We start from the raw sequence: 14,771 nt of genomic DNA, 5'->3' as shown, positions 1-14,771 counted from the left end.
TCAGCCAACCCGAAGGGCCGGGCATCTTTCCGCCAGTCCCTGCGGCGTCGGTCTCGGCCGTACCTAAGGGTACGACGCTCGCCCACCGCCTTGGTCCTGACGAAAACCTGCTCCGGCAGAACTGCTTCCATTTAACAATGAAACGCTCTAGGCGGCGATCGAGGCGCTTGCCGGCTGACTTCTGAGCTTGTCAGCATCGATCGGGATATCGTCTGCCCGCACGATGACATCGGAAAACAGCCTGAACAACTCGCCTGGTGTACGGACGCCGGCGATACTGTCGGGGAAGTGCAGGACCGAATTGTCGCCAAGTCCTGTGAAAGCCGATGCTTGCGGTCCCTGGACAGCGACGGGCTCGAAAAACCGGGGCGTGAAAAGCTCGAGATATTGTCCGCCATGCCAGCCGGCAAGCGCCTCGCGGAACTCGCCCGTGATCTGGTCGAAATCGGCGCGCCTGCGATAGAGGCCGCAATTGGCCGAGAAGGCACGGACGAGGTTTTCCTCGAAGCCGTGATGCTGCATGCCGATCTTGTGCGATAGCCAGTGCTGGATCAGGTAGATGCAGGCGGTGACGCCGTGCCACGTCCGGAAGGGTGTGCCCTCCATCCATTCGGCGTCATTCATGTTCCAGCCATGCTCGGCAAAGAAGATGCGCTGGGCTTCGCGCTCGGCGGCGACATTGCCGATGGTCACCGAGTTCGACAGCGGGCAGGCGCCTAGAATAGAGAACGGCCGGGAGGAGTGGATGAAATTCTCGCCGAGCAGGATCGTCTTGAAGGCCATCTCGTAGTCGACGACCGGGAATTCGAAATGGCGGCCATTGCCCATCAGCTTGATCTTGTCGAGCAGCCCACGCGATAGCGCACCGTGATAGATCGAAAACCCGCTCAGCGGCACATGGCTGGCGGCTTCCCAGAGAAAGGCCTTGCGCATGAGCGAGGCCTTGGAAAGGCGGGTCACCTCCGTGCCGAGGGATATGCTGACGGGACGCGGCGCCGCACCTTCGACCGGCCAGACGAAGTTGGGGCCAGTCCAGGCGATTGCGTCGGCCTTGGTGGTCTTTTCGAGATTGGTGATGAAGGCCGCGAGATCCGGATCGATATAGTCGTCGTCGCCGATGAAGGCCACGTAGCGCCCGGTCGCGGCCGATATCGAGCGCTCCCAGTTTTCCATCATCGGCAGCGCCCGGCCGGTGGAGGCGAGATAGCGCACGCGTGGATCGCGCATCCGCTCTGCCATGAACCCGTCCATGACAGCGGCGGCGTCGGAATTGTCGGCGAAGACAAACTCGACATCGGCGCGCAACGACGCCATCAGCGACGCGATGGTTTGCTGGAAATAGATCTGCCGGTTGCGCGAAGGCACGCAGATGGAAAGGGTGGGCTCGGACATTTCGGCTCTCGTTTCGCCGAGAGCCTATCCGCCAATCCTTTCGCGTAGCTTTATGTGCTGAGAAGTCTTCTCAGGTATTGAACCGGAAATGGATTACATCGCCGTCTGCGACGACATATTCCTTGCCTTCGTCGCGGGCCTTGCCGGCTTCCTTGGCGGGCACTTCGCCGCCGAGGGTGACGAAATCGTCATAGCCGATGGTGAAGGCGCGGATGAAGCCGCGTTCGAAATCGGTGTGGATGACGCCCGCCGCAGCCGGCGCCTTGGTGCCGCGCGGGATGGTCCAGGCGCGGGTCTCCTTAGGGCCGACCGTGAAATAGGTGATCAGGTGGAGCAGGTAGTAGCCGGCGCGGATAAGTTGGTCGAGGCCGGCTTCGTGCAGGCCCAGCGCTTCGAGGAATTCTTTCGACTCTTCGTCGGGAAGCTGGGCGACTTCCGCCTCGATCGCGGCCGAGATGGTGACGCATTCCGCGCCCTGTTCAGCGGCCATCTTCTCGACGGCCTTCGTGTGTTCGTTGCCGGTGGCGGCATCGGCTTCAGCGACGTTGCAGACATATAGGACCGGATGCGAGGTGAGCAGGTTCAGGCCCTTGAGAATCTCGATCTCGTCGGCTGCGAGTGTCTTGAGCAGCAGGCGGGCGGGCTTGCCGTCGTTGAGCAGCTTGACCACGGCCTCCATGATCGGGAGCTGCGCCAAGGACTCCTTGTCCTTGCTGGAAGCACGCTTGCGGGTCTGATCGACGCGGCGCTCCAGGCTTTCGAGGTCGGCGAGCATCAGCTCCGTCTCGATCGTATCGGCATCGCCAACCGGATTGATGCGGCCTTCGACATGAGTGATGTCGTCATCCTCGAAGCAACGCAGCACGTGGACCACGGCATCGACTTCGCGGATATTGGCGAGGAACTTGTTGCCCAGGCCCTCGCCCTTCGAGGCGCCGCGCACCAGGCCGGCGATATCGACGAAGGAGATGCGGGTCGGAATGATTTCCTTGGAACCGGCGATCTTTGCCAGCTTCTGCAGGCGCGGATCGGGCACCGCCACTTCGCCGGTGTTCGGCTCGATGGTGCAGAACGGATAGTTGGCGGCCTGCGCCGCCGCCGTCCTGGTCAGCGCGTTGAAGAGAGTGGACTTGCCGACATTCGGCAGCCCGACGATTCCGCATTTAAAGCCCATGGGAGTGATGCTCGGTTCTATTGATCTCGTTGTGCCCCTGCCTATGGGCAATGGTCCCGTCAAGGTCAAGAGACCACGGCGAAATATGAGTGCCCCGGGCGCCCGCACGCAGAAAGGCATTGACTGCATGTGGCTGCCGGCGCATAGCGAATTCCAGCGGCACAGTTTCCGTGCCGCCCTTCAAAAGGACAACCCCGATGAACCCCGACAGTCGAAGTTCGGCGTCAATAATCACGCCTGTTCCGGCAATGTGATCTCTGAGGGGTCGCTCTCAGGACAGGCCACTGACCTGTCAAGGAGAGTTACATGCTGCGCATCTACGCACGCGAGGCCGATCATCTGGCCCTCGTCGAAGCAATGGCTTCGTTTTCCAAACCCAATACCCAGGCGGCCGCGCAGGTACTGAGCCGGCCACAGCTGCCGGTCTGGTACGATCTCGTCAATCCGCAAGCCGCCGAAAACGGGGCGGTGGAGGCACGATTTGCGATCTCCATCCCGACCCGCGACGAGATGGAAGAGATCGAGCTATCCGCGCGCCTCTATTACGAGGATGGTGCGGACTTCATGACCATCACCGCGCTGACCGGGCTGGAGGGCGATGATCCCAGCAAGACGCCGATTACCTTCGTGCTGAAGGATGCGTGCCTCGTGACCATTCGTTATGCCGAACACAAGCCGTTCGACATCTTCGCAAGCCGGGTGCAGCGGTCGAATGGCGTTGGGGCATCTTCCGCTGCCGGCGAATCCGTGATGATCGGACTGCTCGAAGCCTTGATAGACCGGATGGCGGATACGCTCGAGCGGCTGGCCAACGAGATCGACGGCATTTCGCGCGACGTGTTCCGCAACAAGGCGGCCAATGCCACCAAGAAGACGCGCGATCTCCAGTCGCTGATCGAGCAGATCGGGCGGAAGGGAGATTTCCTGTCGATGGTGCGTGAAAGCCTTGTCAGCATCGCGCGCCTGACCGCCTATCATCTGGCGCTCGAAACCGACGCGCGCAAGATCTCCTAGGAGTCGCGGCAACGCATCAAGCTGATCCAGCGCGACGCCGGTTCGCTCGGCGAGCATGCGGCGTCGCTGTCGGCCAAGATCAATTTTCTGCTCGACGCGACGCTCGGCCTGATCAACCTCGAACAGAACCAGATCATCAAGATCTTCACGGTGGCGTCTGTCGTCTTCCTGCCGCCGACGCTGGTCGCCTCGATCTATGGCATGAATTTCGACGTCATGCCGGAGCTCAAATGGGTGTTGGGCTATCCGTGGGCCATCCTGCTGATGCTGCTCTCGGCGGTCATGCCGTTCCTGTATTTCAAGAAGCGCGGCTGGCTCTGACGAGACCCGAGCGGAAGTCACTTGAAAAATCCGCGTTTGCGGTGCAATATATCGGTCGGCGCGGGCTCCTGATATGGTGCCCGCGCCAGCTCTTTCAAATCCTTACATCCATTGTCATCGCGGGACCGACGCCGATGAGCCAAGACGACATTGTCATCACACCGAAGACCAAGGTCATTCCCAAGGTCGATAAGCCCAAGCTCTACAAGGTCATTTTATTCAACGACGACTATACGCCGCGCGAATTCGTCCAAATGATCCTGCAGGCGGTATTCAAGACCGGCGACGCCGTCGCCTACCGCATCATGATCACGGCGCACCAGAAGGGTTCGTGCGTGGTCGCGGTCTATGCCAGGGACATTGCCGAGACCAAGGTCAAGGAAGCGATGGACTATGCCAAGGATGCGGGGTTTCCACTGATGCTTACGGCGGAGCCGGAGGAGTAGGCTCAGGTCGGCCGAACTTTGTGCAAGATCGTTTGGACCGCGTTCGACAAGAGCGTGTCCAGCCTTGAAAAGTGAGAACCAATCTTGCCGTGGGTCGTATAGTTGGAGCAGCCGAATCCGCTGTCCATTCCGTCCAGTTGGTCGCCGAACCAGCATTCATTGTACCAGATCACATGGTGACCGATGACGGCAACCACCCACGCCATTTGCGGACGGTACTTGTACGGGTCGGCTAGCCATTGTTCTGGATCGATCCTGATGAATTCCCAGAATTGCTTTTGGGAGGGCGACATATCGAGCCAGCCTTGATTGACGATGTCCCAGATGCGGGCCTCGTCTATTCCGGGCATTGGACTATGTTCGCTCATTTCCGCTTCTTCTTCTCGCCCACGCCCAGCGCCTCGGCCGTGATCCAGAACACTTCGCCCTGGCTCTCCGCCGTGTCCAGCCAGAAGAAGTCGAGGTCGGGATATTCCTCTTCCAGAATCTCGCGGCCGGTGCCGATCTCGCAGATCATCCCGCCACCCGGATTGAGGTGCTTGGGCGCCTGCGAGAGGATGCTGCGGACGAGGTCGAGGCCATCGGGGCCGCCGTCGAGCGCTATGGCGGGCTCGCGCCGGTACTCCTCGGGCAGCACCGCCATTTCGTCGTGATCGACATAGGGCGGGTTGGTGATGATGAGATCGTAGGTCTTGCCCTTGAGCGGTGCGAAAAGATTTCCCTGGTAAAGCGTCAGGCGCTCCGAGAATTCGTGGTCCGTGACGTTGATCCTTGCGACTTCCAACGCGTCGGGCGACAAGTCGACCGCGTCGACTTCGGCATTGGGAAACAAGCCAGCCGCGATCACCGCAAGGCAGCCGGAGCCAGTGCAGATATCGACCACGCTTTCGACGCCGAAGCGATCAGGAAGATAGAGCGACTCTTCCTCGCCGCCATATTCCGAAAACAGGATCTCGCCGATGAAGGAGCGCGGCACGATGACCCGTTCGTCGACATAAAAGCGGATGCCCTGGATATAGGAACGGCCGGTGAGATAGGCCGATGGCTTGCGGGTCGTCACGCGGGCATCGATCCGCTCAGTGAGCAATCTGCGCTCTGCCGTGGTCAGCCTGGCATCGAGAAACGGGTCGAGCGTGTCGATGGGCAGGTCGAGCGAATCGAGCACCAGGAATGCGGCGTCGTCGGTCGCCGTCGTGGTGCCATGGCCGAAGCTGAGCTTCGCGGCCTGGAAGCGGCTGATCGCATAGCGCCAGAAGTCGCGAACGGTGAAAAGCTCATCAGCGATTGAAATCTCTTTCATACGTTCCTCCATCTGGCGGGCCATCGATACATGCGGTTCGCGAAAATTGAAACCGGGGCTTTAACGCAATTTTGCCGATATCCGGTTAGATTCCAATCATGCAGGTTCTCGTTGGCCTTTGGTACTATCTACTAGCCGGTATGTGCTTCGTGCTTTTCGGCGCGGTGGCCCATGTCTCGCGCGCCGTCTTCAACGTCTATCCGGACAGGCTTTCCGACAAGCCCTTGATGGATATGGCGATCAGCGACGGCTACGATGCCGACGACTGGGTGTTCGGTACCGAGTATGACGAGGCCGGGTATTATAAGCTCGACAGCGGCAGGAACCTCAAGATCGCGGTGCTTTCCTTACTGGTGCTCGGCTGGGGCGCGATGCTGCTTTCGACGGAGATCGCGCTTGCCTTCGCCCACGCTGCGGATGCGGTCTTTGCCTGGGTGGGTGAGCTTTTCGTCCGCCGTCTCGGCGAGGCCAGATGGTAGTGAGATCGGGTATCGCGGCGATCCGCGATACCTCCTTATAGCCTGAACACCCTGACCGCGTTGCCGCGTTCCAGATCCTTGCTTGCCATGAAGAGAGATGCTTTCACATCCTGTTCCCGGCGCACCGCCAGCAGGTCGAGCATGCCGGCGAGCCGCCTGATGGCGAGCGCCTTGTTGCGGTGCTGGGAACGCTCATCCCGGCAGACGACCGTGATGCCGCTCGGCATGTGGGTTGCCCGCACGGCGCTGTCGGTCGTGTTCTGGTGCTGACCACCCGGACCGCCGGCGCGCAGCGTCTCGAAGCGCAGGTCCTCGATGCGGATATTCTCCGTTTCGGGTTCGAGCGCCGAGAGGTCGATCGGCTTGACGCCGACGAACCAGTTCTGGCGCTTGTGACCCGGCCTGATCCGGCTCTTGAAGATGAACTGGACCGTACCGTGATAGCGCCGCGCGAAGGCCTGCGCGCCATCGCCGCTGAGCGTGACGATGGCCGATTTCGGGCCGTGCGCGTCCGGCTGCGGGCCGAGCGCGATCTCGGAGCGAAGCCCGCCGTTCCAGGCTTCGACCTTGAGGATTTCGATCAGTTCGGAAAGGGCGGCCCGGCATTCCACCGGACCATTTCCCGAGGTCAGAAAAAGTGACGTCTCATCCATTGTTACGCCTCCTTGCGAATGTCCGCTCGCGCTTCCAATCGAGCGCAGGCGGGGCCTCTTCCATTCTTGCTGCCTTGTAGGTCACCAGCGGTCGCATGGTGGCGACCGGCTCGATCAGCCCGAAGCTTGCGAGGTCGGCCACCACCTTGCCGGCATCCTTGTAGGCACCGGCAGCTTCTTCGATCACCAGGTCTCGGTCGTCGCAGATCGCGATGCCGCCCCATTCATTGGTCATCAGCGCCTCGCGCTCCGACCGGTTGGCGCCGGCACGACCGTGCATCGATTTGCGGTCGTACTTGCGCCCGGCGCCATGCGAGATGGCTTCGAGCGAGGCCTCCACCCCATCCAGTGCTAGCACCAGATGGCTCAGTGTGGCGCGCGAGCCGGCGACAGGCGCGAGCGCACCGGGCGCGACATGCGCCGCGCCCTTGTAGTGCACTACGCCGTTGCCGGTGAGCTGCACGAGATTGTGCGGTACGTCGGCCACGAGCCTCAGGTCGGCGCGGAGCGCCGTGGCGGCACGCTCGGCAATCATCTGCCGGTTGAGGCTCGCCCAGGCGAGTGCCGACTGATGATCCAGCATGTAGGCCACGGCCGCTTCCGTGCCGATTTCCAGCCCTTCGGGCATGGAGCCGTTGGCGGCGATCACATCGCCGAAGACGGATGCGCCGAGTGCGCGCGAGCCGGAATGGACAAGCAGGTAAAGCCGCTGCCGGTCCACGCCTGCGCCATCCACGGCGTCCTCAACGGCCTGCAATTCACAGAAGTGATTGCCGCCGCCGATCGTACCGAGTGCGCCGGTGAAGTAATCGCCCGCCATGCCTGATGCTTCGAGGCGCTCGGCGGGGTCGCCGAGTTCGATGTCCTCGAGTCCGCGCAACTGGTTGGCAGCCTTGTCGATCTTGAGCTTCCGGAGGGGAAGATCGAGTTCGAAGAAGGACATGCCGCAGCCGATATCGTTGCCGACAAGCTGGGGATAGAGCCGGTCACTGCGTGCCGCCATGCCCACCGGGCCGTATTTGCCCGGGTGGAGGTCGGGGAACGCAGCGACCGACATCATGCCCGCCAAGGCCGCGACATCGTGGAGCTGTTTCTCGGCCGCGCCTTCGATCCAGGTCGCGGAGGAGTAGAAACGTGCAATCGCGCGGTCGCGCGAAGACGCGTCAAAGGGGATTTCGCCCCCTGAAGGATTGCCCATGATTTTGATTTCCGAATACGGATTGACGTCCGGCCATGGCGGCCAGTTCAGAACAAAACGATGCTCAGCGTATCAAACGCTGATCAGCCGCAAAGCCCCGTAGGGCGGCTAGCAATAGTGCTCATTGCGCGCTCCTGTCTCGTAAATCAGGGGCCGAATGGCCCGGATGTCGCGTATTAGTCCCGATTTGACGAAATGCAAACCCGTTTTATTCAAAAATGGCGCTAGGCGGTCGGTTGTTGCCGAACTGCAACGGTGAGGCGAGGCGGGAGCTGGCTCAATCGCCCTTGCCGAGCAGCTTCTTTAACATGGCCGCCATAGGGCCGGTTGGCTCGACAGTTGGGCGCCCTGGCCCACGCGCTTGCCGGATATGCGACTGCGCCTTGGGTGCCGGCTTCTCGGCCTTCGGGGCAGGGGACTGGCCGACCAGCTTGTTCATGAACTGGCTGCCATCGCCGGTGAACAGAAGTTCGACATTGCGAGCGATATCTTCCAGCAGAGGTTCAAGCCACTCCTGATCGACCTTGTGGAAGTCGCCGAGCACGTGACCGCTCACCATGTCCTTGACGCCGGGATGGCCGATGCCGAGGCGGACGCGCTTGTAGTCGCGGCCGACATGGGCATCCATCGACCTGAGCCCGTTATGCCCGCCATTCCCGCCGCCGACCTTCACCCGCACCTTGGCGGCGGGCAGGTCGAGTTCGTCATGGAAGACAATGACGTCGGCAGCTGCGAGCTTGTAGAAGCGCATCGCATCGCCGATGGCGTCGCCCGAGAGGTTCATATAGGTCTGCGGCTTCATCAGCAGAACCTTCTCGGTCCCGATCGTGCCTTCGGAGATTTCCGACTTGAACTTCTTCGACCAGGGCGAAAAGGAATGCGCGCGCTTGATCGCATCGAGCGCCATGAAGCCGATATTGTGCCGGTTATCCTGATATTGCCGGCCGGGATTGCCGAGCCCTGCGATAATGAACACGAAAAGCGCCTCGTCTGTTTAGGCGTCTTTCAAAAACGCAGATTGAGGTTGGTGTCAACAGCGCGCTTACTGGCTCTTGGTGTCGAGACCGTATTTCTTGATCAAGGCGGCTTGCGTTCCGTCGGCGATCAGCTTGTCCAGACCCGCCTGCATCCTGGCGATATCGGCGTCGGGCACCGACTTGTTGCAGGCGATCGAATAGATCTGTTCGGAGAGCACTAGGGTCGATTCGATCTTGGCGCCTTCGCTCCGGAGCTTTCCGTAATAGTCCTCGGAAATCGGCATCAGGTCGATGCGGCCGAGCATCAGCTTCTTGAGCGTCAGGTTGAAATCGGCGGCGAGATCAAGCTTGTCGAAGCCGTGTTTCTTCAGGAGGTCAGCCGTGAAGTCATCACGCTGGGTGCCGACGAGATAGTCCTTGGCTTCGTCGATGGTCTTCGGAGCGATCTTCGAGCCGGCCTTGCGGATCAGAAGCGTCCGGCCGGCGAGCAGGGGTTCGATCCATTTGAAATGGGGGTCGCGCTCCTCGTTGTGTGCGGCGGTGAAGACGCAGTGCAAGGGCTGCCTCTCGGCCAGTGCCAGCGCCCGCGCCCATGGCATCATGTCCATCGAATAATCGAGGCCTGCATCTTTCATCAGTATTTCCACCTGGTCGACCGAGGAGCCTTTGTACTTGCCGTCTTCGAGGAAGGCGAAGGGTGGATATTCCTCCGTTACCAGATGGATGTCTTCGGCTTGTGCGACGGAGCCGAACAGGAGACAGGCAGTCACAATCAAGTATCTCATGGTGTCCCCGAGGGTTGTTGTCATGCGGATTTGACTGCCGGCAGGGACGCGTTCCCGAGCGTGGCATATTTGGCGATGATTTCCAGCGCCGGCAGCGGGCGGCTGAAGAAGTAACCCTGGCCGGCATCGACGCCCATGGCGGCAAGCGCGTCGCGCTGCTCCTGCTTCTCGATGCCTTCAGCCACGACGATGCAGTTCATCTGGTGCGAGATCGTCTTGATACCTTCGACCAGCATGCGGCTCTTGCGGCGCGAGGTCTCGTCGTCCTCGGTCAGGGAGCGGATGAAGGACTGGTCGATCTTGACGATATCGACGGGGAAGCGGTTGAGGTAGCTCAGCGACGAATACCCGGTGCCGAAATCGTCGAGCGCAATGCGGAAGCCGGATTTGCACAGCGCTTCAAGCACCTGCTGGATCACCGGATTGTGGTGCATCAGCACGGCTTCGGTGATCTCGACGACGATCTGGGAGGGCTGGACGCCCCATTTCATCAGGACAGCCATCATCCGGTCGAGCATGGCGGGCTCGAATTGCAGCGGCGAGACATTGACGGCGATATAGGCGTCGCTGAGCGCCGCGTGCTTCGAGAAGCTCGCGAGCCGGCTGACCGCTTTTTCGAAAATCCGTTCGCCGACACGGCTGATCGAGCCGGTCTCTTCGGCGATCTGGATAATGCCCGCCGGCGGAATGATGCCTTCGATCGGATGGACGAGGCGCATCAGTGCTTCGAAGCCGGCAACGCGGCCGGTCTGAAGGTTGAAGATCGGCTGGAGATAGGCGTCGAACCAGTCCTCGCGGAGCCCGGCTTCGATGTTCTTTTCCATGAACGCGCGGTTTCGCGCTGCATTTGCGAGATCCGGGTCGAAGAAGCGCGTGCCGTTCTTGCCCGCCTTCTTGCGCGCATACATGGCGAGATCGGATTTCTGCAGCAGTTCGGCGGCGTTGGGCGCATGTTCGGGATAGAGCGCGATGCCGATGCTGGCGCTGAGTTTCACGATGCTGCCGGCGACGTCCATCTGCCGTTCGACGGCCGTGCTGATGCGGGCGGCAATTTCGAGCGCCGCCGTCTTCGCCGATCTGGCGCTGACGAGAATGGCGAATTCGTCGCCGCCGAGACGGGCGATCGTGTCGGTGGTCCTGAGCTGCGTGCCTATGGCCGCGACCACGTTCTTGAGAACCTCGTCACCGGCCGCATGCCCCAGATTGTCGTTGATCCATTTGAAACGGTCGAGATCGACGAAGAGGCAGGCCAGTTCGGATTTCTCGAGGTCGGCGATGCGGATCTTGTCCTCGATCGCCATCTCGAAGCCCTGCCGGTTGAGGAGGCCGGTCAGGTGATCGGTTATCGCCTGGAGATGGTTCTGGCGCTCGGCCGCCTTGAGTTCCGTCACGTCGGTCATCACGGAAAGCGCGAGCGATGTCTCGCTGGCGGCTTCTTCCATTGTTGCTTCCATGATCAGCACGTCGATGATGCGGCCGTTGGCGCAGCGGAACTTGAGCGTGACGCCGTGGTCGAGATGGCCGTCGAGCGAAATGCGCCTGCGCGCGCCATAGAGGATGCGGCATTCGGGTTCCAGCAGACTTGCGAATGGCCGGCCAATGACCGCCGGGCGAGTATGGCCTGTCGCCAGCAGCCAGTAGTCGCTGACGGCGATGAGATTGTCGTCGGCATCGACCGAATAGAGCATGGCCGGCGTACGGTTGTAGATTTCCGTGGTGCGCGCATGGGCCCGCTTTAGCTCGTTCTCCTCGCGCGCGAGACGTTCCTGCATTTCGTTGAAGTTGGCCGCCAGCGCGCCCATTTCGTCGTCCGCGATCCAATCGACATGATGGCGGAAGCCCAGCCTGCGCGTCGCCTCGATCGCCGCGGTCAGCTTCAGGAGCGGCTTGATGACCATCTGACGGTTGCCGATAATCGCGGTGACGAAAATGGCAAACACGGCGATCAGGAATATCGCGATGAAAGCGAGGTCGCCGCGATAGTCTCCGGTGAACATCGATTGCGGCGCGAGATGCATTTCCAATGTGCCGACCGTGCGCAGCCCGCTTATGGACTGGTAGGTTACTTCGGCGGTTAGAACCTTGCCTTCGGGCTTGTGGGCCTGCCCTTCCGGTACGGATACATCGATTTCGCCCGAGACGTCGCGAACATGCACGTCGGTCACGGAGCGACCCGTCGCAATGGCGCGGGCGATCTGCTTCACGCTTTCGGTATCGAAATCCCACAGCGGCTTGCCGAGCGCTTTCGCGTTGGCTTCGAGCACGATCTCGCCGCGGTCGAGAGCGTCTTTCTCGTACCGGCTTGCGGAAAGTTGAAAAAACAACACGAAGAGTGGGGCGACGAGAAGCACGAGAACGGCAAAGATGATGGCGATGAACCGCTTCTCGACAGAATGGGCCAACATGTGGGCGCCGTCTCACTCTCTACCAATCGCTCGCCGAGCACCGAAATGACGATACTCACGCTACGGATCTCCGGGTTTCGCGGCAGTGACTATAGGCGTGCGAGTCTTAAGATGTCGCTAAATCTCGAACCGCTAAAACGGCAAAGCCGCCCGACCCAGGGGCCGAGCGGCTGAGAATGCATGCGATGTGGCCGGACAATGTCCAGCCGCGGATCAGCCTTCGGCTGCCGGGGTCGCTTCTTCTTCGCCCGTCGTGCCGCCAGCCGGCGAGACGATCGTTGCGATGGTGAAGTCACGGTCGCCGATCACGGGCGTGACGCCCTGCGGCAGCTTGATGTTCGAGATGTGGATGCCGTCGCCGATCTTCAGGCCCGAGAGGTCGGCCGTGAGGAATTCGGGGATGGAATCGGCCGGGCAATGCAGCTCGACTTCGTGGCGAACGATGTTGAGAACGCCGCCGATCTTGATGCCGGGCGACTTCGCTTCGTTGATGAAATGCACGGGCACTTCGACATTCACCTGGGTGTTGGCACCCACGCGCAGGAAATCGACATGCATCGTGAAGTCGCGGACGGGATCCAGCTGGTAATCCTTCGGCAGAACCGAAATCTTCTTGCCATCGACATCGATGGTGGCAACGGTGGTCATGAAACCGCCGGAGTGGATCTTCAGTGTCACTTCCTTGCTGGGCAGGGAAATGGCAACAGGTTCCTGCTTGTCACCATAGATGACCGCAGGAATAAGGCCTTTGCGGCGAAGTTCACGGGAGGACCCCTTACCAACCCGTTCGCGCAGCTCGGCCTTGAGCTCGTAAGTATCGTGGCTCATGGCTATTCCTTTCAAGTGTTATGGAGAATTCTCAGTATCAGATGACACTGGGAACCGGCATGCCATAGACATACCTCCGCCGTGCCTCCAAGGGTGTCTGGGCGGATGCGGGCTCATAGACCAGATGTTCCGGGAATGCAAGGCGCCATGTCCGCGAATTTCCCAGCCGGGTCAACCGTTCCTGTGGTATCCGCCTCACCCAGATGCGGCATTGACGGGGCCGGATCGTCGGGGCAATCTCCCGTCGAACAAATCATAAGCCGGACAGGCACCTGGAGGTCCAATCATGCGCAAGGCGCTTCTTTCCACCGTCGCGACGCTCGCGATCATTCTACCTTTTCATGCGCAGGCAGCGGAAATCGACCAGGCCGGCGCCGACCAGATCAAGGAAAAACTGACCTACTATCTGCCGAAGGACATTGTCGATACCGGCTTCCTCAAGGTCACGCCCGCCGCCAATCGCTACGAACTTTCCGTCGATCTGATGCCGCTCCTGAAGGACGTCAAGAAGGACGTGTTCACGATCAACGGCCTCAAGCCGTTCGTTCATTACCTGACGCCGCAGGACGGCGGCATGTGGAAGGTCGAAGTCAACGACAATTTCGACGTCAACGGCAGCTTTACCGCCGAGGGCAAGAAGCAGGATTTTACCTACAAGATCGACAGGATGGTGTTCGACGGCGTGTTCGACCCGTCGATCAGCTATTTCACGACAGGCAAGTACAGCATCGACAAGGTCAAGATGACCACGACGGGCGGTGAGGCCAATATCGACATGTCGATGGACACGATGTCCGCCGACATGAAGGGCGAGAAGGTTGCCGAGGGCATCGTCGATCTGTCCGGCACGATGGCCATGGGTAATCTGACCGAGACGATCCTCGACAAGACCAACAATGTCGTCATCTCCGCCAACTCCATGACCGGTACGATCGAGGCCAAGCGCCTCGGCATCAACGCCTTGCGCGATCTGCTCGTCTTCGGGCTCGACCTCGTCAAGGCCGACGTGCAGAAGCTTGACCAAGCCCAGGCCGACAAGCTCAAGACGCTGATCAAGGCCAACGTTCCCTTCACCGACAAGTTCGACGAACAGCTCAAGTTCGACGGTGTCAAGGTCAGCGCCCAGGGCATCGACGTTTCGGTCGAAAGCTTCACCTATGGCATCGGTTTCACCGGCCTCAAGAAGGATGCGAGCGCCCGCTTCAACATGGGCATGACCAAGCCGGTCATTCCGGTGAGCCTGTTGCCGCCGGGGACGGAAGGCGCGGTGCCCGAATCCGCCAATTTCGCCGTGGCGATCAGCAATCTCGATCTCGAAGGCGTCGTGAATTACATGGTCGAGCATGCGGACTTCACCAAGCCGGAGCCGTTGACCCCGGAACAGTCCGACGCGATCAGCAAGATCGTTCTGCCCGATGGCAAGATGCATATCGAGTTCACGGACGTGTTTGCCAAGAACGCCGTCTATGACGTCTCGCTGGCCGGCAACATGCAGGTCAATCCCGACGACAGCAGCAAGCCGGTCGTCGATGTAACGATCACCGCGCGCGACCTCGACAAGACGATCAAGTACCTTCAGGACAATGCGAGCAAGGTGCCGGAGTTCGGCCAGGCCTCGTTCATGGTGCTGATGATGAAGGGCTTCGGCAAGGCCGAGGGTGATACGACTGTCTGGAACGTCAAGCTGGACGAAACGGGCAAGGTGATGATCAATGGTCAGGAAATGAAGATCTGATCTTCATGTCGAACTGATCCAACGGACGCCGGGCCACGAGTCCGGCGTTTTCGTTTGCACCGTC

13 protein-coding genes and 1 pseudogene are annotated in these 14,771 nt (G+C 60.6%); 4 read left to right on the top strand and 10 right to left on the bottom strand.

Going from position 1 to position 14,771, the window contains the following annotated elements:
• Positions 1 to 147: 147 nt before the first annotated feature.
• Together IHQ71_RS17825 and ychF are read right to left on the bottom strand one after the other, a co-directional pair.
• The gene (locus IHQ71_RS17825) at positions 148 to 1,392 is read right to left on the bottom strand and encodes a glycosyltransferase family 2 protein (protein ID WP_258157785.1); all 1,245 of its coding nucleotides are present in this window, start codon (positions 1,390 to 1,392) and stop codon (positions 148 to 150) included.
• Between the two features lie 70 nt (positions 1,393 to 1,462).
• Positions 1,463 to 2,566, bottom strand: coding sequence for a redox-regulated ATPase YchF (gene ychF / locus IHQ71_RS17820; protein WP_258157784.1), 1,104 nt, complete (start codon positions 2,564 to 2,566; stop codon positions 1,463 to 1,465).
• A gap of 306 nt (positions 2,567 to 2,872) precedes the next feature.
• Between ychF and IHQ71_RS17815 the strand changes: the two are divergent.
• Positions 2,873 to 3,901: pseudogene (locus IHQ71_RS17815) on the top strand (magnesium transporter CorA family protein).
• 134 nt (positions 3,902 to 4,035) lie between these two features.
• A complete protein-coding gene (gene clpS, locus IHQ71_RS17810) occupies positions 4,036 to 4,347 on the top strand; it encodes an ATP-dependent Clp protease adapter ClpS (RefSeq protein WP_258157783.1) in 312 nt (103 codons plus the stop codon).
• 2 nt (positions 4,348 to 4,349) lie between these two features.
• Here clpS and IHQ71_RS17805 read toward each other — a convergent pair whose 3' ends face one another.
• Entirely contained in the window at positions 4,350 to 4,715 is a 366-nt protein-coding gene (locus IHQ71_RS17805) for a hypothetical protein (protein WP_258157782.1), read from the bottom strand.
• Entirely contained in the window at positions 4,712 to 5,647 is a 936-nt protein-coding gene (prmB, locus tag IHQ71_RS17800) for a 50S ribosomal protein L3 N(5)-glutamine methyltransferase (RefSeq protein WP_258157781.1), read from the bottom strand. The genes IHQ71_RS17805 and prmB overlap by 4 nt, the downstream gene beginning before the upstream one ends.
• A 98-nt stretch (positions 5,648 to 5,745) precedes the next feature.
• On the opposite strand from prmB, the gene IHQ71_RS17795 reads away from it, so the two are divergent.
• A complete protein-coding gene (locus IHQ71_RS17795; protein ID WP_258157780.1) occupies positions 5,746 to 6,126 on the top strand; it encodes a hypothetical protein in 381 nt (126 codons plus the stop codon).
• A 35-nt stretch (positions 6,127 to 6,161) separates the two neighbouring features.
• On the opposite strand, the gene prfH is transcribed toward IHQ71_RS17795, so the two are convergent.
• The 6 genes from prfH to IHQ71_RS17765 all read right to left on the bottom strand — a co-directional run bounded on the left by prfH (position 6,162) and on the right by IHQ71_RS17765 (position 12,972).
• The gene (gene prfH / locus IHQ71_RS17790; RefSeq protein ID WP_258157779.1) at positions 6,162 to 6,779 is read right to left on the bottom strand and encodes a peptide chain release factor H; all 618 of its coding nucleotides are present in this window, start codon (positions 6,777 to 6,779) and stop codon (positions 6,162 to 6,164) included.
• Complete coding sequence (locus tag IHQ71_RS17785; protein ID WP_258157778.1) at positions 6,772 to 7,977, bottom strand: RNA ligase RtcB family protein; 1,206 nt, start codon at positions 7,975 to 7,977, stop codon at positions 6,772 to 6,774. The genes prfH and IHQ71_RS17785 overlap by 8 nt, the downstream gene beginning before the upstream one ends.
• A 277-nt stretch (positions 7,978 to 8,254) precedes the next feature.
• On the bottom strand, positions 8,255 to 8,953 hold the full coding sequence (gene pth / locus IHQ71_RS17780) for an aminoacyl-tRNA hydrolase (RefSeq protein WP_258157777.1): 699 nt from the start codon (positions 8,951 to 8,953) through the stop codon (positions 8,255 to 8,257).
• A gap of 66 nt (positions 8,954 to 9,019) precedes the next feature.
• The gene (locus tag IHQ71_RS17775) at positions 9,020 to 9,739 is read right to left on the bottom strand and encodes an ABC transporter substrate-binding protein (RefSeq protein WP_258157776.1); all 720 of its coding nucleotides are present in this window, start codon (positions 9,737 to 9,739) and stop codon (positions 9,020 to 9,022) included.
• Between the two features lie 20 nt (positions 9,740 to 9,759).
• Complete coding sequence (locus IHQ71_RS17770) at positions 9,760 to 12,141, bottom strand: putative bifunctional diguanylate cyclase/phosphodiesterase (RefSeq protein WP_374990039.1); 2,382 nt, start codon at positions 12,139 to 12,141, stop codon at positions 9,760 to 9,762.
• A 216-nt stretch (positions 12,142 to 12,357) separates the two neighbouring features.
• Entirely contained in the window at positions 12,358 to 12,972 is a 615-nt protein-coding gene (locus IHQ71_RS17765; RefSeq protein ID WP_258157774.1) for a 50S ribosomal protein L25/general stress protein Ctc, read from the bottom strand.
• A 286-nt stretch (positions 12,973 to 13,258) separates the two neighbouring features.
• On the opposite strand from IHQ71_RS17765, the gene IHQ71_RS17760 reads away from it, so the two are divergent.
• A complete protein-coding gene (locus IHQ71_RS17760; RefSeq protein WP_258157773.1) occupies positions 13,259 to 14,707 on the top strand; it encodes a hypothetical protein in 1,449 nt (482 codons plus the stop codon).
• The last annotated feature ends 64 nt before the right edge of the window (positions 14,708 to 14,771 follow it).

Source organism: Rhizobium sp. TH2 (genome assembly GCF_024707525.1).
Classification (GTDB): Bacteria; Pseudomonadota; Alphaproteobacteria; order Rhizobiales; family Rhizobiaceae; genus Rhizobium_E.
The sequence above is the reverse complement of the archived record's forward strand: the minus strand, read 5'-3'. Positions and strand labels throughout refer to the sequence as shown.

Coding starts and splice junctions, on each gene's coding strand:
- IHQ71_RS17775 (WP_258157776.1), bottom strand. CDS start 9,739: ATGAGATACTTGATTGTGACTGCCTGTCTCCTGTTCGGCTCCGTCGCA.
- prfH (WP_258157779.1), bottom strand. CDS start 6,779: ATGGATGAGACGTCACTTTTTCTGACCTCGGGAAATGGTCCGGTGGAA.
- IHQ71_RS17805 (WP_258157782.1), bottom strand. CDS start 4,715: ATGAGCGAACATAGTCCAATGCCCGGAATAGACGAGGCCCGCATCTGG.
- IHQ71_RS17825 (WP_258157785.1), bottom strand. CDS start 1,392: ATGTCCGAGCCCACCCTTTCCATCTGCGTGCCTTCGCGCAACCGGCAG.
- prmB (WP_258157781.1), bottom strand. CDS start 5,647: ATGAAAGAGATTTCAATCGCTGATGAGCTTTTCACCGTTCGCGACTTC.
- IHQ71_RS17765 (WP_258157774.1), bottom strand. CDS start 12,972: ATGAGCCACGATACTTACGAGCTCAAGGCCGAGCTGCGCGAACGGGTT.
- ychF (WP_258157784.1), bottom strand. CDS start 2,566: ATGGGCTTTAAATGCGGAATCGTCGGGCTGCCGAATGTCGGCAAGTCC.
- IHQ71_RS17795 (WP_258157780.1), top strand. CDS start 5,746: ATGCAGGTTCTCGTTGGCCTTTGGTACTATCTACTAGCCGGTATGTGC.
- IHQ71_RS17760 (WP_258157773.1), top strand. CDS start 13,259: ATGCGCAAGGCGCTTCTTTCCACCGTCGCGACGCTCGCGATCATTCTA.
- IHQ71_RS17785 (WP_258157778.1), bottom strand. CDS start 7,977: ATGGGCAATCCTTCAGGGGGCGAAATCCCCTTTGACGCGTCTTCGCGC.
- clpS (WP_258157783.1), top strand. CDS start 4,036: ATGAGCCAAGACGACATTGTCATCACACCGAAGACCAAGGTCATTCCC.